The organism is Caulobacter sp. DMC95, from assembly GCF_056313785.1.
This window is the reverse complement of sequence record NZ_JBQUZP010000002.1, coordinates 685,385-710,222: the sequence shown is the minus strand read 5'-3', so window position 1 is coordinate 710,222 and position 24,838 is coordinate 685,385. Positions and strand designations below refer to the sequence as shown.

The 24,838-nt window shown below is 67.3% G+C and carries 18 protein-coding genes and 2 pseudogenes; 11 read left to right on the top strand and 9 right to left on the bottom strand.

Features of this window, described 5'->3' with window-relative positions; all coding sequences use genetic code 11:
* The first annotated feature begins 13 nt into the window (after positions 1–13).
* The 3 genes from ACT53N_RS07375 to ACT53N_RS07365 are packed head-to-tail and all read left to right on the top strand — an operon-like array spanning position 14 to position 4,445.
* Complete coding sequence (locus ACT53N_RS07375; RefSeq protein ID WP_476063282.1) at positions 14–826, top strand: response regulator transcription factor; 813 nt, start codon at positions 14–16, stop codon at positions 824–826.
* The gene (locus ACT53N_RS07370) at positions 793–2,166 is read left to right on the top strand and encodes a FecR family protein (protein ID WP_476063281.1); all 1,374 of its coding nucleotides are present in this window, start codon (positions 793–795) and stop codon (positions 2,164–2,166) included. Before ACT53N_RS07375 ends, ACT53N_RS07370 begins: the two co-directional genes overlap by 34 nt.
* Positions 2,163–4,445: a CHASE2 domain-containing protein gene (locus tag ACT53N_RS07365; RefSeq protein WP_476063280.1), complete on the top strand. Its 2,283-nt coding sequence runs from the start codon at positions 2,163–2,165 to the stop codon at positions 4,443–4,445. The genes ACT53N_RS07370 and ACT53N_RS07365 overlap by 4 nt, the downstream gene beginning before the upstream one ends.
* 70 nt (positions 4,446–4,515) lie before the next feature.
* Here the strand turns inward: ACT53N_RS07365 and ACT53N_RS07360 are convergent, their stop codons facing one another.
* Positions 4,516–4,902 carry a hypothetical protein gene (locus ACT53N_RS07360; RefSeq protein WP_476063279.1) on the bottom strand — a complete coding sequence of 129 codons (387 nt, stop codon included), beginning with the start codon at positions 4,900–4,902 and terminating at the stop codon, positions 4,516–4,518.
* Between the two features lie 638 nt (positions 4,903–5,540).
* Here ACT53N_RS07360 and ACT53N_RS07355 point away from each other — a divergent pair.
* The 3 genes from ACT53N_RS07355 to ACT53N_RS07345 all read left to right on the top strand — a co-directional run bounded on the left by ACT53N_RS07355 (position 5,541) and on the right by ACT53N_RS07345 (position 9,543).
* Entirely contained in the window at positions 5,541–6,068 is a 528-nt protein-coding gene (locus ACT53N_RS07355) for an RNA polymerase sigma factor (protein WP_476063278.1), read from the top strand.
* 85 nt (positions 6,069–6,153) lie between these two features.
* Positions 6,154–7,131, top strand: coding sequence for a FecR family protein (locus ACT53N_RS07350; RefSeq protein WP_476063277.1), 978 nt, complete (start codon positions 6,154–6,156; stop codon positions 7,129–7,131).
* A gap of 15 nt (positions 7,132–7,146) precedes the next feature.
* Positions 7,147–9,543: a TonB-dependent receptor gene (locus ACT53N_RS07345; protein WP_476063276.1), complete on the top strand. Its 2,397-nt coding sequence runs from the start codon at positions 7,147–7,149 to the stop codon at positions 9,541–9,543.
* 91 nt (positions 9,544–9,634) lie between these two features.
* On the opposite strand, the gene ACT53N_RS07340 is transcribed toward ACT53N_RS07345, so the two are convergent.
* Positions 9,635–9,760, bottom strand: coding sequence for a hypothetical protein (locus ACT53N_RS07340; RefSeq protein ID WP_024265941.1), 126 nt, complete (start codon positions 9,758–9,760; stop codon positions 9,635–9,637).
* Between the two features lie 113 nt (positions 9,761–9,873).
* Positions 9,874–11,301 (bottom strand): protein adenylyltransferase SelO, encoded by a 1,428-nt coding sequence (locus ACT53N_RS07335; protein ID WP_476063275.1) that lies wholly within the window; start codon positions 11,299–11,301, stop codon positions 9,874–9,876.
* A gap of 244 nt (positions 11,302–11,545) precedes the next feature.
* Between ACT53N_RS07335 and ACT53N_RS07330 the strand changes: the two genes are divergently transcribed.
* Positions 11,546–14,059 (top strand): TonB-dependent receptor, encoded by a 2,514-nt coding sequence (locus tag ACT53N_RS07330; RefSeq protein ID WP_476063274.1) that lies wholly within the window; start codon positions 11,546–11,548, stop codon positions 14,057–14,059.
* Positions 14,060–14,229: 170 nt separating this feature from the next.
* On the top strand, positions 14,230–16,647 hold the full coding sequence (locus tag ACT53N_RS07325; RefSeq protein ID WP_476063273.1) for a M20/M25/M40 family metallo-hydrolase: 2,418 nt from the start codon (positions 14,230–14,232) through the stop codon (positions 16,645–16,647).
* A gap of 4 nt (positions 16,648–16,651) precedes the next feature.
* Here ACT53N_RS07325 and ACT53N_RS07320 read toward each other — a convergent pair whose 3' ends face one another.
* From ACT53N_RS07320 to ACT53N_RS07305, 4 genes are all read right to left on the bottom strand, one after another.
* Entirely contained in the window at positions 16,652–18,517 is a 1,866-nt protein-coding gene (locus ACT53N_RS07320) for an AMP-binding protein (protein WP_476063272.1), read from the bottom strand.
* A 90-nt stretch (positions 18,518–18,607) separates the two neighbouring features.
* Positions 18,608–18,883 carry a hypothetical protein gene (locus tag ACT53N_RS07315; RefSeq protein ID WP_476063271.1) on the bottom strand — a complete coding sequence of 92 codons (276 nt, stop codon included), beginning with the start codon at positions 18,881–18,883 and terminating at the stop codon, positions 18,608–18,610.
* A 46-nt stretch (positions 18,884–18,929) separates the two neighbouring features.
* Entirely contained in the window at positions 18,930–20,462 is a 1,533-nt protein-coding gene (locus ACT53N_RS07310; protein WP_476063270.1) for a methyltransferase regulatory domain-containing protein, read from the bottom strand.
* Between the two features lie 1,124 nt (positions 20,463–21,586).
* Positions 21,587–23,026, bottom strand: a complete 1,440-nt coding sequence (locus ACT53N_RS07305) for an aldehyde dehydrogenase family protein (RefSeq protein ID WP_476063269.1) — start codon at positions 23,024–23,026, stop codon at positions 21,587–21,589.
* An 88-nt stretch (positions 23,027–23,114) separates the two neighbouring features.
* Between ACT53N_RS07305 and ACT53N_RS07300 the strand changes: the two are divergent.
* Positions 23,115–23,262: pseudogene (locus tag ACT53N_RS07300) on the top strand (hypothetical protein); the annotation flags it as partial.
* Positions 23,263–23,268: 6 nt separating this feature from the next.
* Here ACT53N_RS07300 and ACT53N_RS07295 read toward each other — a convergent pair.
* Positions 23,269–23,739, bottom strand: coding sequence for an NUDIX domain-containing protein (locus ACT53N_RS07295; protein ID WP_476063268.1), 471 nt, complete (start codon positions 23,737–23,739; stop codon positions 23,269–23,271).
* Positions 23,740–23,795: 56 nt separating this feature from the next.
* A pseudogene (locus tag ACT53N_RS07290) lies at positions 23,796–23,883 on the bottom strand (hypothetical protein); the annotation flags it as partial.
* A gap of 90 nt (positions 23,884–23,973) precedes the next feature.
* Here ACT53N_RS07290 and ACT53N_RS07285 point away from each other — a divergent pair.
* Complete coding sequence (locus tag ACT53N_RS07285) at positions 23,974–24,054, top strand: hypothetical protein (protein ID WP_268068897.1); 81 nt, start codon at positions 23,974–23,976, stop codon at positions 24,052–24,054.
* Between the two features lies 1 nt (position 24,055).
* A complete protein-coding gene (locus ACT53N_RS07280) occupies positions 24,056–24,808 on the top strand; it encodes an SDR family oxidoreductase (RefSeq protein ID WP_476063267.1) in 753 nt (250 codons plus the stop codon).
* The last annotated feature ends 30 nt before the right edge of the window (positions 24,809–24,838 follow it).

Here is a 24,838-nt window from a genome sequence, read left to right as displayed (position 1 = left end):
GAGCAAGGTACAGATGAAGAGCTGGACGCCTGCTTGTCGCCCCACCGACGGCGAGTCGCCCGCGGCGCGTTCCGCTCCCCCGCGGGACGCGCCACTTCCCAGCTTAAGTGAGCTTATGAAAGTCGCCCTGCTCGACGACGACCAAAGTCACAATTCGCTCGTGGCTTCGGTTCTGGACCCCGCCGGCTTTGTCTGCACCAGCTTCACCTCGCCGTCGCGCCTGCTGGCAGAACTACGCAAGCAGACCTTCGATCTGATCATCCTGGATTGGAACATGCCCGAGCTGTCGGGCGTGGAGACGCTGAAGCTTCTCCGCGAAGATCCCTTGACCGCACCGCCGGTCTTGCTGCTGACCAGCCGCTCGGTGGAGGCTGACCTTGTGGAGGGCCTGAACGCCGGCGCGGACGACTACATCGTCAAGCCCTTGCAGCCGCAGGTGCTGCTGGCGCGTGTGAACGCCGTGGTTCGCCGCATCCATCGCCCGCCGTCCCAACCCCAGGCCGAACAGTATGGTCAGTATCGCCTAGACCCCGGCGCTCAAACCGCCAGTTGGAACGGCCATGTCGAAGCCCTGACGCCCAAGGAGTTTCAACTGGCCTCGCTGCTGTTCAGCAATTTGTCGCGCCCCCTGTCGCGCGAATACCTGTTGCGGCGGATCTGGGGACAGAGGCCTGACCTCGAAACACGCACCCTCGACGCCCACGTGTCACGACTGCGCTCAAAGCTGCATCTGCGCCCCAGCAACGGATTCCGGCTGAGCACAGTCTACGGTTTCGGCTATCGTCTTGAGGCATGCGACCCGGATACGGTGGGCGGGGGAGACTGAGCATGATCAAGGCCGCAGGCGCGAGTCTCCTGGTTCTGGCGCTGTTGGGCGCGACGAACGCCTGGGCGCAGGTCCCGCCGGCCGAACCGCCCGTCTCCTATGTAGTCAAGCCCGGCGACACCTTGATAGGCCTGGGTCAGGCCTACCTGAACCGGCCCAGCGACTATCGGCGGGTTCAGAAAGCCAATGGCGTCCAGGAGCCGCGGCGACTGCGGCCAGGCTCGCGGCTGAACATCGACCCCAACCTCCTGAAGTCGACGCCGATCGCCGCGACGCTATCGGCCTTCACTGGCCCTGTGCAGATCGAGACGAACGGCCAGAGAGCCCCGGCGCGGGTCGGCATGCCTCTGTCGGAAGGTCAGTGGATCATCACCGGTCCCGGCGCCTTCGCCACCTTTGAATTAGAAGACGCCTCCCGCGTCACCTTGCCCTCGAATACGCGGGTGCGGATCGCCAAGCTGCGCCAAGTGCTGATCAACAACGCCCCCCAGCGGGTGTTCCAGCTGGAGCAAGGCAAAGGCGTCATCTCAGCGACCCCGACACCCACGCCGGGCGCACGCTTCGAGGTCCGCACCCCGGTGTCAGTCTCGGCGGTCCGCGGCACAGAGTTCCGCGTTGGCGCCGCCGCCGACAGGGCGCAGACCGAGGTCTTGAAAGGCGCCGTCGGCGTCGATGCGGGCGTCACCGCAACAGAGGGCGCGCCCATCGAGGCCGGCTTCGGCGTCAGCGCCTCAACCGACGGCGTCAGCGCGCCGGTCGAGCTTCTGCCGGCGCCGAAGCTGGGCGCCGGCGGCCAAACCCAGAACGACGCCCTTGTCCGTTTCAGCCTGGAGCCCGTAGAGGGCGCGGCGTCGTACCGCTTGCTGCTGGCCCGCGACGCCGGCTTCATCGACATCTTCGCCGAGGCGACGACCCAGACCACCTCTCAGCGGAATCCGGTCGCCGACTTCGGTCAGGTGGCGAATGGCACCTACTTCGTGCGCCTGACCGCCATTGATCTAGGCGGCCTGGAAGGTTTCCCGGCCGACTACAGCTTTGATCGCGACCTGAACACGCTGGACGCCGCGCCGCCCAGCGACAGCCGCGACGGCAAGCACCGCAAGTTCCTGTTCCGTTGGAGCGCCTCGGGCGACGGCGTCAGAAACTACAGGTTCCAGATGTTCGCCGCTGGCGACGAGAAAACCCCGGTGGTCGATCAGCCTGGCCTGACCGAGCCGCTCCTCACGCTCACCGATCTGCCGCCCGGCGCCTATGCGTGGCGGGTGACCGCGCTGCGCTTCAAGGACGGCGTGATGACCGAGAAGCAGGGGCCGCTGCAACAGCTGCAGATCGGGAGGTGAAGCCGTTCGCCTCCCGGCCGTCGCCCCCCAACAAGCGTCGGCTGTCTTGGCTCTGGCTGGCGATCGCCGCCAGTCTGGTGTTCGCCTTGCTGGCGGTCAGTCCGCCCAGTCGGGTCGACAACGTCCTCTATGACGTCCTGGCGCGCGCCAATACACGGCCTGCCGACGACTCCATCCTCATCGTCGATATCGATGATCGCAGCCTCGCCCGAATGGGGGCCTGGCCCTGGGCGCGCGACACCCATGCGCGAATGATCGACCAACTGAGCCAGGCGGACGCGCGCGCCATCGTCTATGACGTGCTGTTCAGCCAGCCCGCGCAGGATCCTGCGCAGGACCGCGCCCTGGGCGAGGCCATCGCCCGGTCCGGACGCGTGTATCTCCCGGAATTCCTGATTGATGAGGGTCAGGACGCGCCATCGCGCATCGTCGGTTCGATCCCCGAGATTGCGCGGGGCGCCGCTGGCGTAGGCTTGGCGCACGTTCGCTTCGACGACGACGGCGTCGTCCGCCGGGTGGCGCCATTCGAGGCCAACGGGCCGAATCTAAAGCCCGACCTGATGACCGTGGTTCACCGGGCTACACGTCCGACGGGCTCACCAGACGTGACACGGAGCGACGACCAGACGCTTCTGATCTCGTTCGCTGGCCCGCCGTCGATCTACCGCCATGTCAGCTTCGCGAGCGTGCTCGACGGCGAGGTCCCTCGCGAGCTGATCGCCGGGCGCACGGTGTTCGTCGGCTTGACCGCGCCGGGCCTTGGCCCAGCCTTCCCCACGCCGGTCACACCGGACGCCGCCAGCATGACCGGCGTGCAGTTGCAGGCCAGTATTCTGGACGCGCTGCGCCATGGCCGGATGATCAAGCCCGCCGGCCCATGGAGCCGAGCGGCCTTCAGCCTGACGCTGCTCTGGCTGCTGATGATCGGCTTTCTGGCTCTGCCGCCGCGCGCCAACCTCCTGCTGACCATCGGCCTTTGCCTGGTGGGCCTAGGCTACTGCGCCGCCCTTTTTTGGCTGGGCCATATCTGGCTTTCGCCCATCGCCACGGTCATCGGGCTCAAGCTTGTCGCTTTGCTATGGGGCTGGGGCCAACTGGGGCGGGTCAACGACTTGATCGGGCGCGAGCTCGCGCGCGTCCGGTCCGTCGTGCGCGGACGGGGCGCCCCCTCCCCCGCTTTCACCGACGACGTCGTCACGCGCCAGGCCTCCAGCCTTGGTGAGGCCATCACGCATATGGACGACCTGCGCCGCTTTTCCGCAGACGCCCTGTTCAGCCTGCCGGACGCGACGCTTGTCGCGGATGAGCGGGGCCGGGTCATCGCGGCGAACGCTGCGGCCCAGACGCTGTTCAGGCCCCAACAAACAGCCCTGAATGGGGCGTCTATGGCGGACCTGATCAATCTTCTGGACCCTCTTGGTCGGCGCTTTGAGCTGGATTGGCCCCACGCCACGGATCGTCATGACCCGATCGACCTTCACCTGCCCGACGGACGAGCCTTCCAGCTGCAGACGGTGTTTCGGCGCGACGAGCGGGGCGCGCCGGCGGGATGGATCGTACGCCTCGCCGACATATCGATCCTCACCGCCGCGATGCGCCAGCGCGAACAGGCGCTGCAGTTGCTGACCCACGACATGCGCTCGCCGCAAACCTCGATCCTGGCCCTGCTGGCGACGACGCCCGACTTGCCCCAAGAAACGGCCGATCGCATCGCCGCCTACGCCCGCCGCACGCTCGCCCTGGCCGACGGCTTCGTGCAACTCGCGCGCGCCGAAGTGACGCCGGTGTCGCTGGAGCCGCTGGATCTGGCGGATGTGGCGGTCGAGGCGATCGACGAGGTATGGCCCCAATCTCTGCAGCGAAAAATCCGGATCGAACAGATTGGCGGCGAGGCCCCCCTGATGGTCCTGGGGGATCGGAGCGTCCTGGCGCGAACCCTGGTGAACCTGCTCGGCAACGCGGTGAAATATAGCCCGGCGGAATCGACGATCACTGTCACCCTGTCCGAGCAGCCTTCTCCCAGCGGCCCTCTCGTCAGCGTCGCCATCGCCGACCAGGGACCAGGGTTCTCGCGTGAGGAGGCCGCTACGGCCTTCCGCCCCTTCCAGCGCTTCGAGCGCCCGGGCCACGCGCTGACAGGCAATGGCGTCGGCCTGGGCTTGGCGTTCGTGCAGGCGGCTGTCGCTCGACATGGCGGCGAGGTGTCATGCCGCAGCGAACCGGGCGTTGGCGCGGAGTTCACGGTGCGGCTGCCACGGCACGGCGCGCCCGCCTCCTAAATCCGCCAAACAGATCGACGGTCGAAAGGCCCGTCAGCTGCTTACCGTCCAGCGCTGGATTCGAATGTCCCTAGAGCTTGGGAGCGCTAGCCAGGGCTTTGAGCAGACGCTCGGCGATGATCTCGGGCGGCTCGTCACGGACCTCTGCGGAAGACCACGCGATGGTCTTGCCATTTCGCGTATCGACCACAGCCATCGTGACGGCGCGCTTGCTTTCTGGCCTCACCCAGAAGCGCCACCAGGGGTCGGTGTCACCCGCGCTACGCCAAGCCTGAAGGTCCGATACGTCAGCAGCGCTGGATACGCCGACCCCGGGAAGCGAACGGGCGACGCCGACTTGCACAAGAAAAGGAGCCGCGCCATGGGTTTGGGCCGCGCCTAGCTGATCTAGAACACCCTTCTCGACTGCGCGCGCATAGGCGTCCTCCGGGCTCGTGGCGAGACCGCCGTGGGCCATCGCGGACGCTCCCATTACGGCCGTCAAATCCCCTCGCCCAATCGCGCGCGGCGAGGCGCAGCCGCCTAACAAACCTGCGCATAGAAGCAAAAGAACGATCGGTTCACGCATTGTCTCTCGCCCCATCATGCGGGCTGGACGATAGCACAGTTGCGAGATCACCTCAGCAGCAGCCTCAACACCGACCAACCCCAAGCGATACCACCCCAAAGCGCCAGAGACGCAACCACGCTGACAAGCGCCAAGCCGCGGCGGGAGAGATCATACCCTGGCCGGCCATCAACGGAGGGGGATCTAGAGGGTCCTCGCCGGGCGATCTTGCCGCTCGTCGAGCTCATTTCCTGGCGCGCCATTAGCGCCAGTAAGAGCGGCCGGGCGCTTATCCTGCTCCGCGTCATGGCGTTCTCCCAAAACCCGAGCCATGGTTAAAGGACAGGAACACTCGCCCGACCAGGGATCGCGACGTCCATTTTACAATACATTACATTGCTCCAGCGCTGGCCGCCCTGAGCGCCGGAGGCTTAAGACGCCGAGCGAGGCATGCGCTCGCGCGCAAGTTTGTATCTTCTTTCGGCCAAAAAGATGGATATTGCTGCGCTTCGAGGGGATGGCGATGGTTGCCGAACGTGAGTGATCTCTTGAGCGACACGGACGCGCCCAAGGCCGTGTTGCTAAGTCTGTATGCGGAAAAGCGCGCCAATCTGGTGCGCTTCTTCACCGCGCGCCTGAACTCGCGTGCGGAGGCCGAGGATCTGGTCCAGGACCTCTATCTTCGCATCAGCGGAATGGAGATCGCCGGTCCAATCGAAAGTCCGGCCGCCCTGCTTCATCGCATTGGCTCGAACCTCATGCTGGACCGGCTGCGCAGCCAGAAACGCGCCGGCGCTCGCGACACCGACTGGCGCGACGCCAATATCACGGTCCTGGCGGGACAGGACGTCGCCGACCAGCCCGCAGCGGACGAGGTCGTCGACAGCCGTCAGCGGCTGCGCGATCTTGTCGAAGCCGTTGCGGACCTTCCGGAGAAAACGCGGTGGGCGTTCACCTTGCACAAGCTGGAAGGGCTTGGGCACGCGGAAACAGCCCGCCGAATGAACATCACCGTCAGTACGGTCGAAAAGCATATCAGTTCGGCCCTAGCGACGCTGACGAGGCGACTGCGTTGATTTATGCACTGTCACATGGGGGACGGGCCTCTTTGGCGACGTCGAGCCTTTTGGGGATGATGGATCCTCGTTGGAGCCACACCGGATGAGCCGGTCAGCGCAACATCTGCAAGAGGCGGCCGACTGGTTGATCCGATTGCAGCGCCCGGAGGCAGGGGAGGCCGACTGGCTTGCGTTCGACACCTGGCTCAGCGAGCCCGGCGCTCAGGCGGCGTATGACGCTGTTCAGGCTGTCGACGAGGAAATCTTCCAGCGAGGCGCGGCGGTGCGGGGGGCGCTGTCCGAGCCAAGGCGCGCCGCAGCCAAGCGGCCGTTCCGGATCGACTGGCGCTGGCTGGGCGGTCTGGGAACGGTTGCGGCTGCGGCCGCCGTCGCGTTGGTCCTGGCGCCCTGGGGGGAGCTCTTGCCCCAGCCAGACACGCTCTACACCACGGCTAAGGGCGAAAGCCGGACCATCCAGCTCGCGGACGGCAGTCGGATCGACCTCAACACGAACTCTCATCTTTCCGTACGTTTGGAAGAGGACGCTCGCCGGGTGACCGTTCACGACGGCCAGGCCCTGTTCGAGGTGGCGCGCGATCCAAACCGCCCGTTCCTGATCTCCGCCGGGGACGACACTGTTAAGGTCATCGGCACGAAGTTCGATGTCCGGCGGCGCGACGGCCAGCTGTCGGTCACGGTTCTGCGCGGCTTGGTGGAGGTGTCCGCTGAAGGCGCGGATAAGCCGGTCCAGGTGCGGCCTGGCCAGATGCTCGAACATCGTGAGGGCGCCAAAGGCGTCGTCGTACGCGCCGTGTCAGCCGAGGATCAGTTAGGTTGGCGCTCGGGGCGTCTAGTCTATCGCGACCAGCCTCTCGGACGGATTGTCAGCGACCTAAACCAGTATTTCGACCGCCCCCTGCGCCTGGAAGGCGAAGGCGCGTCCCGTCTGAGATTCTCCGGCGTATTGATCGTCGACGACCAGGATGCCATGGTCCGCCGCCTCTCTAGCCTCCTGCCGATTTCGGCGACGCCGACTGATGACTCGATTGTTCTGCGCGGAAGGCCGTCTCCGACAAACTAGCGCCCAGCGCTCGGTTTGATCCTGCGAGGCGTCGGCTTCCTCTTCGCCGCCAGCGTTCTGGGTCTGGGCGTAAGCACATCCGCGACGGCGGCGGAGCCGCGCGCGCGGCTCGACATCCGCAAGCCAACCACTGCTGAAACCTTGATTGAGCTGGGCCTTAGCATGGGCGTCAGCATCGGGGGCGTTGAAGCCTGCGCGGGGCCAGGCATTCCCCTCGTCGGGACTTTCGCGCTGCATGAGGCGTTGGATCGGGCGATCGCGGGAAGGCGCTGCGCCTATACCTTCGTCGACGCCCGAACCGTAAGGTTCTCGCCGCGCCCCTCGACGACGGTTCTGCGGCCGCGATCACCAGACCCCACGCGATTGGCCGAGTCGGTCGCCTTGCTCGCCCCCCTGACCGTCAACGCCGGCAAGCGACCGCCACGCCTGGGTAGCCTGCCCGGCGGCGTTAGCGTCATCGAAGCGACGCGACTGCAGGACTCGGGCGCAACCGACACCAGCGCGGTGGCCCGTCAAACGGCAGGCTTCATAACGACAAATCTCGGGGCGGCCCGAAACAAGATCCTGCTGCGCGGGCTGTCCGACGGGACATTTACGGGACGGACCCAATCGACCGTCGGCACCTATCTCGACGACATACCCGTCAACTACAACGCGCCTGACCCGGACCTGCGACTGATTGATGTGGACCGGGTCGAGGTCCTGCGCGGCCCCCAAGGCGCGCTCTACGGGGGCGGTTCGCTGAGCGGAATCTATCGGATCGTGACCCGCGCCCCTGAACTTGGGGTGTTCTCCGCATCAGCAGGCGCTACGGCCGCCAGCACAGAGTCCGGCTCGCCCAGCTATCGCTTCGAAGGCGTAGTCAATGCGCCAACCAGCAAAGCCTCGGCCGCCCGAGTGGTGATCTATAACGACAGGGACGGGGGCTATCTCGACGACGTCAACCTGCGCCTGTCCAATGTCGACACGACCGCGCGACGGGGCGCTAGGGTGGCTTGGCGACTGGATCAGGGAGACTGGCGGATCAAGCTGGGGGCCGCTCGGCAAAGCGTTTCCTCGAAGGACACTCAGTACGTCACGCTCGCGGCTGGGGGGCCGCGCCGGGCCAATCAGGTCCGCGAAACCCACCGAAATCAGTTGGGGCAAATCTCACTGAAGATCAGCGGCTCGGGCGATTGGGGCTATTTCGAGTCGGTGACCGGCTATGTCAGCCACAACTACGCCAGCCGCTATGACGCCACGCTTTCCCTGAGCCAGTTCTCGGAAGGGGCCCTGGAACTCGGGCTTTACGATGAGAGCGCACGGCTTCGCATGGCGGTCGAAGACCTGTTCTACACGGGTCCGGCGATCGGCCGGCTCCGCTGGATGCTGGGCGCGTTCACCGCGACCACCGTCGAGGAGAGCGCATCCGAACTGCGCGCGCGCGCCGGCGCCGTGTCCCTCGGGCTCTACAACGAAGACCGCAAGGACCGCCTGAACGAGTACGCGCTTTACGGCGAAACCACGTTCGATCTGGGCGACGGATGGAAGGCTGCGCTGGGCGGTCGCGCGTTCAAGACGACCGCTCACACCCGCTCAGGCGTGCTCGTGCCTCCCCCAGGGCAATCGCGCGATCTGGATCAACGGGCTTCCTTCAGCGGCTTCTCGCCAAAACTCTCCCTGCAGCGAGACCTCGAGGGGGGCGGGCTAATCTACGTCCTGACCTCGGAAGGATACAGGGCGGGCGGCTTCAACTCGGGCGGCTTGCTGAAGCCGAGCGAGGCGCGCCGGATGTTTAGGCCGGATCACTTGCGCAACTACGAGATCGGACTGTCGCTGGATCCTTGGCGCGGCCGCGTGAACGTTCGAACCGCTCTCTTCCTGGTGGACTGGCGCGACATCCAGACAGACCAGTACTTCGGGTCCGGCCTTTCCTACACCGCTAACATTGGCGATGGTCGCAACCGCGGCGTCGAGGTGGAAGCCTCATGGCGGATCACGCCGCGCCTCACAATCAGTGGCAACGCGCTGTTCAACAGGCCGAAGCTCACGCGTATCGAACCCGGCTACGGAATTAGCGACACCGCCCGGCTCCCCGGCGTACCGGACGTGTCGTTCGGCGGTCTCGCCATCTACCAAAGACCGCTGTCGCCCTGGACCTCGCTGATGCTGACGGCCGAGACGGGCTATGTCGGAAAGTCGCAGCTGACCTTTGATCCGAGGTACTCGCCCTCGATGGGCGGCTACTACACCGGCAAGCTATCGGCGCAGATCCTGGCCCAGGGCTGGAGGGCCGCGCTTTTCGTCAGCAACCCCTGGAATAGCTCCAGCGACACCTTCGCCTACGGCAACCCCTTCAGTTTCGGCCAAGTTCGCCAGGTCACGCCTCAGCGCCCCCGCACCTGGAGCCTTAGTCTGACGGCGGAATTCTGACGCGGATCGCGAAAGCCCTCGGATCGAACTCCAGAGCGCGAGATCCCAGGTCCGCCCGGAGCCTTCGTCACCTACCCATAGCGGGCTTGCTTTAAGCCGGCTCCGCCCGATCACGGAGGCATTCGCCGATCGCCCGCGCGCACCCTGGAATGCCCAGAGCGCCGACGAACGACATGGCTACGGCGCAAACCAGCATGATCGGTTGGAAGATGCGCATCGGGTTGGTCTCCACGCGGCGTTCGTCTGGAGGCAGTGTGCCGCAGTTGTAAGACGGAACCTTGACGGTTGTTCCGCGCTCGAACGAAAAAAGTTCCGAATACGTCGGCGCACCTAACTCAACCCAAGCCCATAGGCCTGTCTCGTCGCTTCGATCCGGGCAAGCTTAGCGTAGAGCGGCGCCCAGTCATCCGCTTCGGCGATGGGCGACCAGAGAGCCTCGACCTCGTCGATGATCAGCTCCTCCGGGTCGTCGCGTTCGAAGGCGGCATGCGCCAGACGCTCCGGTCGATCGGGCTCAAAAGCTGCCAGCTTTCTGCGCAGGTCGACGAAGGTCTCGCGCCCGTAGAGCGCCGCACGAGGCCCTCGCAGGGCTCGCGCCTCCGACGCCGCGCCGCCGAACCAATCAAAGAAGAACGGCTCCCAGCGTAGCGTCTCGCCACCGTCCGCCAAGGCGCGGAAGGCGGCGTTGACAAGGTCGACATCGGCTTCGACGTCGCGGCTTTTCACCCCGAGGCGATCCAACATCGCGTCGCGCAGCGTCGCGCGATAGAGATCGGAGAAGCTGTTCAGGGCGTTGAGCAGCGCGGCTTGGTCCGTGACAAGGCTGAGACAGCCCGCCAGCTGCTGGAGGTTCCAGAAGACCGCCTCAGGCTGCCGCCCGAAGCTGTAGAGGCCAGAATGGTCGAAATAGGCCGCCACGAAGTTCGGATCGTTTCGCGGTAGAAAACGCCAGGGGCCGTAGTCGAAGCTTTCGCCCGTAACCACCATGTTGTCGGTGTTGAGCACGCCGTGCACAAAGCCGGCCGTCATCCAGCGTGAAAGCAGGCGCGCACTGGCCTCTACCACCGCCTGCATCAGGATGGCCGGACGATCGGCATGGTCGGCGAGGCCGGGAAAGTATGTCTCGACGACATGGTCGACCAGCTGAAGCATCAGGTCTCTGCGATCGAAATAGGCGAGACGCTGGAAGGTCCCAAACCGGATATGACTGTGCGAAAGCCGCGTCAGGACCGCTGATCGCGTGGGGCTTGGCTCGTCGCCCCGGACCAGGGCCTCGCCCGTTTCCACGAGGGAAAAAGCCCGAGACGTGGAAGTTCCCAAGGCCTCGAGGAAGCTTGCGGCGAGGATTTCGCGAACCCCGCCCTTCAGGGTCAGGCGTCCATCGCCGGCGCGCGACCAGGGGGTCTGGCCGGACCCCTTGGTCGCAAGGTCCAGAAGCCGGTTGGATCCCGCCTCCCGCACCTGGGCGAACAGGAACCCACGTCCGTCGCCGAGGTCGGGATTGTACACGCGAAACTGATGCCCGTGATAGCGCATCGCCAGGGGAACGGACTGGTTCTCCGGCAAGGGCTCGAAGCGTCCGAAGCACCGCAGCCACTCGTCGTCGCTCAAGGTCTCCAACCCGATCGTGGCCGCAGCCCGGTCGTTCCGGAAGCGCAGAAGCGTCTCGGGAAAGGCGGCCGGCTCCACCCGATCGGCGAACGCGTCACCCAAGGCCTGGAAACGAGGATCGGGGCGGTAGGCGGGCGAGAGGCTCATGCACGCCACATGAGTCCGGCGCTCGTACGGCGCAAGCCCCTTTCGAATATCGATGACGGCGCTTCAACGCTGTCGCTTCCCAGCAACAGAGCGTCCCGGAACCCTTCATTACAAGGGATTTCACTTGCCGACGCCGGGGATGGCGCCTAACCCTTGGCTATCCATTCGAACAGTCGTTCGACGGAACAACGAAAAACAAGCCGGAGGCGGGCAAGCGCTTTCGGCCAATGAACCGAGGTAGGAAATGCGCTTTTCCCAGGTGCTTTGCGGCACTGCGTCCGCTGTTGTCCTCGCCGGTCTTGGCGTCACGAGCGCCGCGCAGGCGCAAGAAGCCGATGCCCAGACCGTCGACAGCATCATCGTCACTGCCCAGAAGCGGGAACAGAACCTGCAGGACGTGCCGGTTGTGGTCACCGCCGTTGGCGCCAAGCTGCTGCAAGACACCGGCGTAAAGGACATCAAGGATCTGACGATCCTGACCCCCGGCCTGACCGTCACCTCCACCTCGTCGGAAGCTTCGACCACCGCCCGCGTGCGCGGCGTCGGGACGGTGGGTGACAACCCCGGCCTGGAAAGCTCGGTCGGCGTGGTGATCGACGGCGTCTATCGGCCCCGCAACGGCGTCGGCTTCGGCGACCTGGGCGAAATGGAGCGCATCGAAGTGCTGAAGGGGCCGCAAGGGACCCTGTTCGGCAAGAACACCTCGGCTGGCGTGATCAACGTCGTCACCAAGGAGCCCGAGTTCGGCTTCGGGGCCAACGCCGAAGTCACGATGGGCAACTACGACGCCAAGGGCGTGGCCGCTTCGGTCACCGGCCCCCTGATGGGCGACAAGCTGGCCGGTCGCCTGTACGTCGCCGCTCGCGAGCGTGACGGCTACAACGATGTGATCGTCGGCAACGGCCCGTCCAGCCGCAAGCAGGACGCGGACCAGAACTTCTACACCGTGCGCGGCCAACTGCTCTTCGTTCCGGATGACCAGGCGACCTTCCGCGTCATCGCCGACTACAGCCGCCGCGACGAAAACTGCTGCGGCGCCGTGCAGATCCGCACCGGCCCGACGGCTGGCATCCTCGGCCTCGTCTCGGGCGGGACCGCGCTAGCTCCGACCGCCAACCCCTTCGACCGCGTCGCCTACTCGAACCGCGGCGCGCCGGCCAAGATCGAAGACAAGGGCGTCTCGCTGCAAGGCGACATCGACCTGCCGATCGGCACCCTGACCAGCATCTCGGCCATTCGCCAATGGCGCACCGACAACGGTCAGGACGGCGACTTCACGACCGCCGACATCACCTATCGCAACAAGGACGGCAGCAACTACTCGCAGTTCACGACCTACAGCCAAGAACTGCGTCTGGCCGGCAAGTCGGACAAGTTCGACTGGATGTTCGGCGCGTTCCTGGCCGACGAGCGCCTTGAGAACCGGTCCAACTTCCTGTTCGGCAATCAGTACGAACAGTATCTGGGCCGCCTTCTGTCCCGCTCGGCCGCCAACCCGGCCGGCGTCTCGAACTTCATCGCTCTTCTGCTGAACCGCGCGCCGAACACCTCGTTCACGCCGGGCCAGGGCCTGTATGACCGCTATGACCAGCGCGCCACGACCGTGGCCCTGTTCACCAATGACACTTGGCACGTGACCGACGCGTTCGAAATCACGGCGGGTCTGCGCTACACGGCGGAAAAGAAGGAACTCGACACCTTCCAGACCAACAGCGACGGCGGCGTCGGCTGCGGCACGGCCCTGTCGGCCGCCGGTCAGGCCCGCATCGCCGGCATTGTCGGCGCGGCCCTGACCCCGACCATCATCGGCAACCTCTGCCTGCCCTGGGCCAACCCGCTGTTCAACGGCCGCGGCACCAACCAGGAGCGCACCGACAAGGAGTGGAGCGGCACCATCAAGGCGTCGTACCGCTTCTCGCCGGAAGTGTTCACCTACGCCTCGTTCGCCCGCGGCTATAAGGGCGGCGGCTTCAACCTGGACCGCACCCAGTCGTCGAACGGCTTGCCCTCGGGCGGCTCGGGCGTGACGCCGATCTATGACACCTCGTTCCCGGCCGAGTTCGTCGACAGCTACGAACTGGGCATGAAGAACACGCTCTTCAACCGGACCGTTCTGTTCAACGTCAGCCTCTTCCAGCAGAAGTTCACGGACTTCCAGCTGAACACCTTCCTGGGCACGTCGTTCGTCGTGCGCTCGATCCCCGAGGTGACCTCGAAGGGCGTCGACGCCGACTTCATGTGGTTCACGCCGGTGCGCGGCCTGGTCGTCCAGAGCGGCTTCACCTACGCCGACACCAAGTACGGCAAGCAGCCGATCCCCAACGATCCGGGCAACGCCCTGGCGCTTCTGCCCGGCAGCAACCTGTCGCTGGCGCCGAAGTACTCCGGCTCGGCTTCGGTGACCTATGAAACCCCGGTGGGCGACAACCTGAAGGCGCGCTTCAACATCGGCGCGAAGTACTCCTCGGAGTACAACACGGGCTCCGACCTGTTCCCGCCGAAGGTTCAGAAGGCCTACACGGTGGTCAACGGCCGCGTGGCCCTGGGTCGCGACGACGACCGCTGGACCGTCGAACTCTGGGGTCAAAACCTCCTGAACGAGAAGTACATGCAGGTGGCCTTCAACGGCCCGCTGCAAGGCTCCTCGGGCCTGAGCGCCACCCAGAAGACCTACAACGCCGCGCTGGACACCATCACGTACAACGCGTTCCTCGGCGCTCCGCGCACCTACGGTGTGACCCTGCGCTCGAAGTTCTAGTTCTGCCGGGAGGGGGACCGGCGGCGCCAGCCGCACCGCCGGCTTTCGGAAGAAGGAAGGGCGATCCGCGTGGCGGGTCGCCCTTTTTCATTGTCCGGAGGGGTTTCGGATCGTCGCGTCTCGCCGCAGCATGCCTCAGGGGATTCGCTTTCCAGCCCGGAGACACGCCGATGAAGACCATTCGCTTCTTCGGATTCTGGATCTGTCTGGCGCTCGGGCTCGTTCTCGGCGCCCTGAGCCAGCGACCTCCCGCGCCAGTTCCCGTCAGCGCGCCTGAGACCCTGTTCTCGGCGGATCGCGCCATGGCGGACGTTGCGGCCATCGCCCAGAGGCCTCACCCCACGGGCTCGGCGGAGATCGCCAAGGTCCGCGACCATCTGCTGTCTCGGATCAACGCGTTGCGTCTAGAAGTCTCGGTCCGCCCCGGCGAAGGATTCTCCCAGCATGGTCAGGAGGGGCGCGCGCTGAGCGCCGCCGCAGTCCAGAACCTTGTCGGCGTGCTGCCAGGACAAGACCGGACGCTGCCGGCGATCCTGATCATGAGCCACTATGACTCGGTGCATAACTCCCCCGGCGCCGCCGACGACGCCTCCGGAACCGCTGCGGCCCTCGAGATCGCCCGCGCCCTGAAGGCCAGCGGCCCGCACCTGCGTGATGTGATCTTCCTGTTCACCGACGCCGAAGAGGCCGGCCTCCTGGGCGCGGACGCCTTCTTTTCCCGCGACCCCAGCCTTTCGCGCGTCGGGCTCGTGGTGAACATGGAGGCGCGCGGCGACGCCGGTCGTGCGGCGATGTTCCAGACCGGACCCGGCAACGGCGCGCTGATCGGCGTCTTCGGTCGCGATGCCAAGGGCGCATCCGGCAATTCGATGGCCTCGACCGTTTACGAGAAAATGCCCAACGACACCGATTTCACCCACGCGGTGAACAAGGGCCTGCCCGGACTGAATCTGGCCTTCATCGACAATCAGCTCGCCTATCACACGCCACTGTCGCGGCCGGATCACCTGCAGCGGGGCAGCCTGCAGCACATGGGCGATCAGGTCCTGCCGACCGTGCGGGCGCTGGCGAACGCAGCAGAACTGCCGGCCAAGGCGGAGAACGCGATCTATTCGGACGTGCTAGGCCTGTTCATGATCCGCTACCCGCCGGCCGTCGGCTGGGCGCTGCTGGCGCTCGCCGCCGCCCTGGTCGGCTTTTCGGCCTGGCGCGCCCTGGCCGGACGCGGCGCGACAGGCTGGGAGATCGCCCGCGGCGCGGCGGGGCTGCTGCTGACCGCCGCCAGCGCCGGCTTGGTGCTGCATCTGCTGGGCCGGCTCCTGATGATCGACGGCGTCCAGCGCTACTACGGCTTGCTGACGCGCTTTGACTTTCTGCTGTGGGGCGCGGGCCTGCTGGCGGCGGCGGCGGGTCTCGGCGTGGCCACGGCTCAGGCGCGGGGCGCCCGACGGATCATCCCGTGCGCGATCGCCTTGGCGCTGGGCGGCGCCTGCAGTCTGGTCGGAGGTTTTGATCCTGTGGGCTTGGGTCTGGGTCTGGCGGCCTGCGTTTTCGCGGCGCTCGCTCTGGGCTTCCGCACCGAGGTGCTCGGCGCGTGGATCGGCGGCATGATCGTGGTCCTGCTGCTGGCGATCGCCGCCCAGGTCCTGGCCCCCGGCGCGACGGTGATGCTGACTTGGCCGCTGCTGGTCGCCGCCGTCGGCGCGGCGCTGGTCATCGGGATCGGTGGGACACGGGACAAGCGGGTCGCCATGGCCTTGACCGCCGTCGTCGGCGTTCTGGCGATTCTGTCGACGGCCCAGCTGGCCGCTTGGGGAGCCTGGACCTTTGCCGGCGTCGGCCTGATGGAGCCGGCCGTGCTGGCGCTCTTCGCCATGCTGGCCGCGCCAGCCCTGTCCCCGCTGGCCCATGACTTCGCCGCGACCCGCTGGGCCTGGCGCGCCGCGGGAATCATGGCGCTGGTCGGCCTGGGGCTCACGGCCAACGCCGCGCGACTCGGCGGAGAGCCCGCCCGTCCGGCGATCACCCAGGCCCTGCATCTGGCCGACCTTTCCACCGGCAAGGCCTGGCGCGTAGCCGGCCTGACCAAGCTGGACGCCTGGACGCGGGCCACGCTGCCGGACGACGGCGGATCTGAACCGCGCCAGCAGGCCTTGGCCCCGTTCTGGAAAAACCCGGTCTGGATGTCTGAGACCCGGGTCACGCCCGTCGCCAGCCCGCAGCTGACCGTCGACCGCGCCGAGGATCGCCTGCTGGTCCGCCTGATCCCCGCGCCTGGCGCTGAAATGGTGAGCCTGCGCGTTCGGCCCAGCGCTGCGCTGAGCCAGCCCCGCCTCAACGGCCGCCCGATCACCCTGGCGACCAAGGCCGGCGAGTGGTCCAGCCTGACCTATCATGCGCCGGATCCCAACGGGATCACGCTGAGCTTCACAACCGCCGGCTCCGGCCAGGTCGAGGTCGCCGCGCTCGAGCACCACGACGGCTGGCCCGCCCTGGCCAAGGCCCCACCGCCCAAACCGGCCGACCTGATGGCCTTCGGCATGTCGGACAAGACCGCCGTTCTGGTGCGCGCCGGCCTGTCCTGGTGAGCGTCTAGACTGTGAAGACCCCCTCGCCCGGCGTCTTGGCGTAGAGCGCCTCGACGCGATCGGCGCGGCGCTCGAGCACGCAGCGCTGGTTGACGTAGCCCTTGTCGGTGATCTCGCCAGCGTCGATCGACGGCGGCTCGGTCAGCAGGGTAAAGCGGGCCACGCGGCGTGAGGAGCCCCCAGCGGCGGCGTTGAACGCGGCCAGCCGGTCCTTGAGGATCGCGACGAGCTTCTCCAGCGGTGTCCCCGGGCCCGGATCGGCCACCAGGGTCGCGAGCCCCGTCGGCGAGGGCCAGAGCATGGCGCCGATGAACGGCTTGTCCTGGCCGGTGATCACTGCGTCGTGGATGTAAGGGCTGCAGGCCGCCACCAGATCGGGCCGCAGCACCCCGACGCTGACCCAGGTGCCGCTGTCGAGCTTGAAGTCTTCGGTCACCCGGCCGTCGAAGACGAGGCCCTTGGCCGGGTCCTCCGGATCGACGAACCGCGCCGCGTCGCCCAGCTTGTAGAAGCCCTCCTCGTCGAAGGCCGCCGCCGTGCGTTCCGGGTCCTTGTGATAGCCGGCCGCCACGGTCGGGCCCTTCACGCGGACCTCGTACTTCGACCCGCTGGGCGACAGCTTCAGCTGGACGCCCGGCAGCGGCAGGCCCACCAGCCCGACCCGCTCGGTGATCCAGTGGGTGACGGTGATGCCTTGCGTCTCGGTCGCGCCGTACATGGTGGTCAGCGGGATGCGGTGACCGGTTTCGGCCACGGCCAGGGCCTGGATGCGCTCATAGACGTCGTTGCTGAGCGTCGCGCCGCCATAGCCCATGTAGCGCAGGTTCTTGAAGAACGCGCGCCGCAACACCGGGTCGTTCTCCATCGCCTCGGCCAGCATCGAGAAGGCGATCGGGGCAGAGCCGAACACGATCGGCGAGACCTCGTAGAGGTTCTTGATCGTGGTCTCGAACATCCCCGGCAGCGGCTTGCCCTCGTCGATGTGCAGGGTGCCGCCCCCCCAGATCACGGCGTTGAAGCCGATATTGCCCGCCGAGATATGGCTCCAGGGCATCCATTCCAGGCTCTGGGGGACGTCTTCGGTCGGCGTGTCGGTGCGCAGGCCCTCCTGGCCCGCGATCACCCCGGCCATCATGCCATGGGTCTGGGGCACGGCCTTGGGCAGGCCTGTCGAACCGGACGTGAAGAGATACTTGGCCACGGTGGTGGGACCGACAGCCTCGCGCGCCGCCGCAACGGCGTCGGTGGGCGCGGTGGCGGCCACCTCGGCGAAGGCGATTGCGCCCTCGCCGGCCCCATCGGCGGTGACCACCAGCAGGCTAGGATCCAGCGCCCTCAGCGTCGCGAGCGCCCCGGCGAACATCGCGCCGCTCTGGGCGAAGACGACGCGCGGCGCGACCTTTTCGAAGCAGTGCTTGAGCTTGGCGTGGTCGGTGGAGATCAGGCTGTAGGCCGGACTGATCGGCGCGGCCGGCACGCCGGCGGTGTAGGCGCCCAGGGTCATCAGGGCGTGTTCGATCGAGTTGCCCGACAGGATCATGACGCTGTCGTGGGGGGCAAGCTTCTGGTCGATTAGCCACTGGGCGATCCCCTCGACCGCCCGCAGCGCCTCGCCGTAGGTGACGCCGCGCCAGGGGCCGTGGCCCGGCTCACGCTGCTTCAGGTAGGGCCGCTCGGGATGCTCGGCGGCCTTGGCGGCGATCAGGTGGGCGATCGAGCGCGGTCCCTCGCCCGGCGCATGGTTGGAGGTGATGACGATCGAGCCGTCCGGTCGCCGGTCGACCGAGACCTCGGGGCCTTTCATGGCCAGCGGCTTGAACGGAGCGCTGGAGACGTCGCGCGGAGGCGACGCGCCATCGGGCGGCGTCATGGTCTCACTCCCTAGGTTATCATTGTTCTGTTGGGAGCGACGTTAGCTGAACCCCGCCGCGCGGCAAGGTTGATGTTGCGAAATCGCCCTTCAGGCGCGCGGTCGTCGTCGCGCCGCGCGGGCTGCCGTCTCGGCGGCGGTGACCTGGGCGGCGAAGGTCGCGAGGTCGACCCCGAAGCGTTCGCCGCAGTCGCAGTCGATAACGGGCAGCATCCGCACCGCTGCGATCCGGGCCGGCGCCTGGCCGCCGCAGTGCGGGCAGGTGAAGCCCAGTTCAACGCCACCCACGTCCAGACCAGCCATGTCGGTCGCTCGCGCTTTCGGTCCCGACTCAGAGGAGACCACGAGGACGATGACAGTCGCCACCTAGGCTGCGCCATGCGGCGCTTTGTCCGAGGGGGCGCCCGGCCGATCACGCGATCCCCAGGCCCCGCCAGCAGGGCAGCACGGTGTCGGCGAAGCTCACGGCTTGGCCTTGCAGCGCCGCGATCGCCGCCTCGCCGCCCAGCGGCGCGCCATCGACGACCAGGGCCTGGCCCTGCTGCGCCAGCGTGTTCGCCGCGAAGCTGGCCCACTCGCGCGGCCCGCCGCCCTCCTGCATCGCCAGCCAGAACATCTGGTGGAAGCGCGAGGCGCCGACCGAGCCGCCGGTGGCGGGCGCGGCCAGAAAGCCCAGATCCGTCGCCTCGGCCGCGCGGCGGGCCAGCTCGCGATTCAGGGCCCGGGCGGTCCCGGCGGCGCGGGCTGTGGCGTCGGCCGACTGGGCCGGCTGCACGGCGCCCTGGCTCATCAAGAGGATCAGGGCCGTGGTCAGCTGCGGCAGGGTCGAGCCCTCGGGCAGCGCCGCCTCGAGATCGCCGATCGTCCGGGGCTGACCGTCGGCCAGGAGGTCGCGGATCGCCTCGTGGGCCGGCCCGCCCATGACCATCTCGGCATAGGTTCCGCGCGCCTTGTCCGGCCACTCCGCCGCCGGACGGGCCAGAGCCACGCGCTGGTCGCGGATCGCCCGGCGCTGGTCGGCGGCGGCCAGCATCGAGGCCCCCCGCAGCCAGTAGTCGCGGCGAAACTGCGCCTGCACCGCAAAATCGCGGAACGTCTCGCGCAGCGACGGATCGGGCAACTCGCGCAGGAAGCCGATCATATCGGGCGAAAGGTTCAGCTCGTCGACGTGGTCCGACGCATAGGCCGAGGCGGCGAACGACAGCTTGGCCGTCGACAGCCGCCCCTCGACCTCGGCGAACCACATCGGGACCCAGTCGCGGTTCATGTATTCGTGGACCAGATAGGCGCGGTCCTGGCGCATCACCGCCGCCAGCCGGTCGGTGACCCCCGAATTGATCCGCGAATAGACCGGATCGAGGTCGAAGAACCGCTTCATCGTCGTCAGCGCCGCGTCGAGATTGGCGGCCGGGCCCAGGCCCGGTGCGCCCAGGGTCTCGGCGTGGCGCTTCATCAGGTGGCGCAGCGGCCCGGCCAGGGCCCAGCCCGGCTGGGTGTTGTAGGAGATGTAGACGAGGCCACCGGGCTTCAGTCGCCGGCGCAGGAAAGCGACGATCTTCTCCCGCGCCGCGTCATTGACCCAGCTCCACACCCCATGCAGCGCCACAAAGTCGAACTCGGGCAGGCCCGGCCGCTCGGCGAACTCGTCAAAGGCGTCGTCGAAGAAATTGGCCCTAGCCCCGCTGGCGGCCACCAGGTCGCGGGCGAACACCGCCTGGGCCGGGGCGAAGTCGCAGCCCCACCATTCGATGTCGGCCTGCGTCGCCGCATGCACCGCCGCCGAACAGCCCTGGCCAAAGCCCAGCTCGCAGGCCGTCTCGATCTTCGGCGCCCGAAAGCCCTTGGTCAGCAGCGGCAGCGCCGCCCGCACCGGGTTCAGCTCGGGATAGCAGCCAAAGGTGTAGCCGGTCTCGACCACATAGCCGGCGCTCCAGTCCTCGTTCATGCGTGCTCCCCCGAGTCGTTAGGCGACGGTGAGCCGGGCGGGCGGTGGGGGCAAGGGGACTTTCATTTGCCCCCTTCCCCTCGATGGGGAAGGGTCGGGGATGGGGTGACTGCTGAGGCGTCATTGCAGCGCCCCCTCCGTCACGAGGCTACGCCTCGCGCCACCTCCCCCGTTGCACGGGTGAGGAGGAGGCCGTCATCCTCCCCCGCGTGCGGGGGAGGTGGATCGGCGCGGATACGCGACGAGACGGAGGGGGCGCTCTGGGCGTGACTGGGCGACCTCACGCGATCACTCGCTGAAGGTGCTGGGGAGGCGACGGAGCGGCCGGGCGAACCCGGAGTACCGTGAGGTTTGATTTGCGTTTCGGCTCGACTGTCCGCTCCGCCAGGTTGTTCTTGCCCGTGAGGATGGGGGGCGTGAGCGTCTTTCAGCTCGGGACCCCAGGAGCCCCCGGACGGGCGCGGACCAACTGGAGCGGCGACTTCCGTGTCCAGCCCGACGATCCACGATAGGCGGCTTGTACGATCACCGCCCTGTCGCTCCGCGCTCGCCCCTCCACGGTCCCTTCCGGGATCCCGGATCTATCCAACGAACAGACCCCGGTCGAAACCGCTTCGAGACCACGCGGCCCCGCTCAACCTAGCCCCGCCGCCGTATTGGGCCGGATCCAAACGCCCTCCCCCGCGACGGAGATGGCTATGATTGTGCGGGAGGATTTAGCGCCGGGGATAAGTTGGCGCGCAAAAGTGAGAAGCGATTGATTTCGTTGGGGTCGTCTTCGCCAGTTCCGAGCGTTCACGCCCGCCAATCCCCGTAAAATCCTCCCCCCAGCGGGGGAGGTGTCCGCGCAGCGGACGGAGGGGGAAGTCCTGCCGACCCCGCCTCTTCCCCCTCCGTCGTCTCTTCGAGCCGACACCTCCCCCGCTCGGGGGAGGATTTCTGAGCCGATCGCCCCACGGCCTAGCCGGGGGAACCAAAAGGCCGGTTCCCTCTCCCCATGGGAGAGGGTGTGCGCGAGCCTTGACTGACCTGGTCAGTCCGGCACGCTGTGCAAATATCACTTAATCAAAAAGGCGGAGCCTCTCGGCCCCGCCCTCTCCAAATCCAGCTAGCTCAGCGCAAACCTACTCTGCCGCCACCTTCGGCGCGTAGCCGAGGATCGCCTTGGTCTCCAGGAACTCGCCGAAGGCGTGGTCGCCCCATTCGCGGCCGTTGCCGCTCATCTTGTAGCCGCCGAACGGGGCCATCATGTCGGGGCTGGCGCCGTTGAGGTTCACCTGGCCGGCGCGCAGCTTCGACGCCACCTTGCGGACCGCGTCCTGGTCGCCGCCCGAGACATAGGCCGCCAGGCCGTACTCGGTGTCGTTGCCGACGGTGACGGCTTCCTCGACGGTGTCGTAGCCGAGGATCGAGACGACCGGGCCGAAGATCTCTTCCTTGGCGATGGTCATGTCGTTGGTGACATTGGCGAAGACGGTCGGCTTCACATAGTAGCCCTTGTCCAAGCCTTCGGGACGCCCCGTCCCGCCAGTGACCAGGGTGGCGCCCTCGTCGATGCCCTTCTGGATCAGGCCCTGGATCTTGTTCCACTGGGTCTCGGAGACCACCGGGCCCATCTTGTGGTTGCCGTTCGGGTCGCCGACCGTGTGGGCTTCGGCGGCGGCCTTGGCGATGGCGATCACTTCGTCCATGCGCTGGCCCGGCACCAGCATGCGGGTGGGGGCGTTGCACGACTGGCCCGAGTTCATCATCACCGAGGCCACGCCGCCGGCGACGGCCTTCTGGAAGTCGGCGTCGTCAAGGATGATGTTGGGGCTCTTGCCGCCCAGCTCCTGGTGGACGCGCTTGACGGTCGGGGCGGCGTTCTTGGCCACCTCGATACCGGCGCGGGTCGAGCCGGTGAACGACACCATGTCGACTTCCGGATGGCTCGACATCGCCGCGCCGACCGTGGGGCCGTCACCGTTGACGAGGTTGAACACCCCGGCCGGAACCCCGGCGGCGTGCAGGATCTCGGTCCAGATATAGCCGCTGAACGGCGCGATTTCCGAGGGCTTGAGCACCATGGTGCAGCCGGTGGCGATGGCCGGACCGACCTTGCAGGCGATCTGGTTCACCGGCCAGTTCCACGGCGTGATGAAGGCGCAGACGCCGATCGGCTCTTTGACGATCCGGGTCGTGCCGCGGTCTTCCTCGAACTTGTAGCTCTGGAGCACGGCGGCGGCGGTCTGGACGTGGCCGATGCCCATGGCGGCCTGGGCGCGCTGGGCCAGCCACGCAGGGGCGCCCATCTCCTCGGTGATGGCCTTGGCCATGTCCTCGAAGCGCTTCTGGTACTCGGCGATGATGCGCTCGAGGATGTCGATGCGCTCTTCGCGGCTGGTTTGGCTGAAGCTGGCGAAGGCCTTGCGGGCGGCGCGGACGGCCTTGTCGACGTCGGCTTCCGAGCCCATCGAGATGACGCCGCAAACCTCTTCGTTGGCCGGGTTGATGACGTCCAGCGTCTTGGGCGCGACCGGGTCGACCCAGGCGCCGTCGATATAGAACTTCGTGTACTCGCGCATGCCTTCGCTCCTGCCCTGGGGGTCCGCTCTTAGTTGGGAGACGCGGCGGACGGTTTCAAACAGCCATTTAATGTGATCGGCGTTCAGGTGGGAAGGGGGAACAAGCGCCCCCTCCGTCTCGTCGCGTATTCGCGCCGATCCACCTCCCCCGCGCGCGGGGGAGGAAGGGCCTATCCTCCTCACCCGTGAAACGGGGGAGGTGGCGCGATGCAAAGCATCGTGACGGAGGGGGCGCTAAGCCCTCACCACATCGGATCTGTCTCATCCCCGTGCAGCGCCTCGGCGATGCGCTTGCGGGTCGCGCGGGTGGTCTCTTCGGGCAGGTCGAGGGGATCAAACCAGCCAACGGCGTGGATCTCGCCGGCGGCGTCCGAGGGACAGGGCTCCCAGGCCTCGACGCGGTAAAGCAGCACGTGGTCGCCCGGATGCAGCACCTCGTTGCTGTGGGCCGAGACGAGGCGCGGCCGCGAGAGGGCGCGCACGCCGGCCTCCTCGGCCAGCTCACGGATGACGGCGGTCTCGGCCGTCTCGCCGCGCTCGACCCCGCCGCCGGGCAGGTACCAGCCCTTGATATAGGTGTGCTGGATCAGGAGGACCTTGCCGGCCTCGTCGGCGACCACGGCCCGCACCCCCAGTGTCAGCCCCCGCGCCAGGCGGAACCAGGCGTAGACCAGCGGGCGGGTGAACGGTTCGATGCGGCGGCGCCAGAGCATGGGGAGGTTTAAATCCTGCCTCAGCCATCGTGTCATCCCGGAAGCCTCGTAGAGGCTATCCGGGACCCAGGGGCCGCTCGCACGGCGCTCCGTCACACCCTGGGTCCCGGCGCTGCGCGCTACGCGCTCCGGCCGGGATGACACCGTGAGAAAATACGCGGACTCCCGTGCTTGCGGTCGGCGGCCTGCGCCTTTAAAGGCCAAGCATCTGCTTTCTCTTTCCGGAGCCGCGCCATGATCGCGATCGGTGTCATCGCCCTCTTCCTGGCCGTCGTCATGGGCCTGAACCTGACCGAGTTCGGCCGCATCGACTAAGATGACCTCGCGCGGCGCGGCCCTGGTCACCGGCGCGGGACGCCGGATCGGCCAGGTCCTGGCCCTTGAGGCCGCGCGCGCCGGCTACGACGTCGCCATCCACTACCGCGCCTCGGCTGACGAGGCCGAAGAGACCGCGCGCGCCATCCAGGACCTGGGCCGCAGCGCCGTGCTGGTCCGCGCCGACCTGTCGGACGAGGACGAGACCCGCAGCCTCATCGCACAGGCCGCGCCGCTCGGCCCGCTCACCCTCCTGATCAACAACGCCTCGGCCTTCGAGGACGATCGCGTCGGCGGCCTGTCGCGGACGACCTGGGACCGCCACCTCGAAACCAACCTGCGCGCGCCGATCGTGCTGGCCGAGGCGATGGCGGGGGCGCTGCCGGCGGACCGTCAGGGGCTGGTGGTCAACCTGATCGACCAGCGCGTCTGGCGGCCCAATCCGCAGTTCTTCAGCTACACGCTCAGCAAGGCGGGCCTGTGGTGGGCCACCCAGACCCTGGCCCAGGCCCTGGCGCCGCGTATCCGCGTCAACGCCATCGGTCCGGGTCCGACCCTGCCGTCGGTGCACCAGGCGCCGGGCGAGTTCGAGGCCGAGGCGGCCGGCGTGCTGTTGCAGCGACGCGCCAGCCCCGAGGAGGTCGCCGCAGCGTTACGCTATCTGATTGACGCGTCCTCGGTCACGGGACAGATGATCGCCGTGGACGGCGGCCAGCACCTGGGCTGGAAGACGCCCGATATCGTTGCTCCGTAGGGCCTCCGCAGGCCCGACCAAGTTCAAAGA

Bases quoted from the DNA above. Each gene is read 5' to 3' on its own strand.
- ACT53N_RS07305 (WP_476063269.1), bottom strand. From the start codon at position 23,026: ATGCGCGAGTACACGAAGTTCTATATCGACGGCGCCTGGGTCGACCCG.
- ACT53N_RS07325 (WP_476063273.1), top strand. From the start codon at position 14,230: ATGAAGACCATTCGCTTCTTCGGATTCTGGATCTGTCTGGCGCTCGGG.
- ACT53N_RS07370 (WP_476063281.1), top strand. From the start codon at position 793: ATGCGACCCGGATACGGTGGGCGGGGGAGACTGAGCATGATCAAGGCC.
- ACT53N_RS07335 (WP_476063275.1), bottom strand. From the start codon at position 11,301: ATGAGCCTCTCGCCCGCCTACCGCCCCGATCCTCGTTTCCAGGCCTTG.
- ACT53N_RS07295 (WP_476063268.1), bottom strand. From the start codon at position 23,739: ATGCTCTGGCGCCGCCGCATCGAACCGTTCACCCGCCCGCTGGTCTAC.
- ACT53N_RS07375 (WP_476063282.1), top strand. From the start codon at position 14: ATGAAGAGCTGGACGCCTGCTTGTCGCCCCACCGACGGCGAGTCGCCC.
- ACT53N_RS07330 (WP_476063274.1), top strand. From the start codon at position 11,546: ATGCGCTTTTCCCAGGTGCTTTGCGGCACTGCGTCCGCTGTTGTCCTC.
- ACT53N_RS07320 (WP_476063272.1), bottom strand. From the start codon at position 18,517: ATGACGCCGCCCGATGGCGCGTCGCCTCCGCGCGACGTCTCCAGCGCT.
- ACT53N_RS07280 (WP_476063267.1), top strand. From the start codon at position 24,056: ATGACCTCGCGCGGCGCGGCCCTGGTCACCGGCGCGGGACGCCGGATC.
- ACT53N_RS07350 (WP_476063277.1), top strand. From the start codon at position 6,154: ATGAGCCGGTCAGCGCAACATCTGCAAGAGGCGGCCGACTGGTTGATC.
- ACT53N_RS07310 (WP_476063270.1), bottom strand. From the start codon at position 20,462: ATGAACGAGGACTGGAGCGCCGGCTATGTGGTCGAGACCGGCTACACC.
- ACT53N_RS07285 (WP_268068897.1), top strand. From the start codon at position 23,974: ATGATCGCGATCGGTGTCATCGCCCTCTTCCTGGCCGTCGTCATGGGC.
- ACT53N_RS07340 (WP_024265941.1), bottom strand. From the start codon at position 9,760: ATGCGCATCTTCCAACCGATCATGCTGGTTTGCGCCGTAGCCATGTCG.
- ACT53N_RS07360 (WP_476063279.1), bottom strand. From the start codon at position 4,902: ATGGCCCACGGCGGTCTCGCCACGAGCCCGGAGGACGCCTATGCGCGC.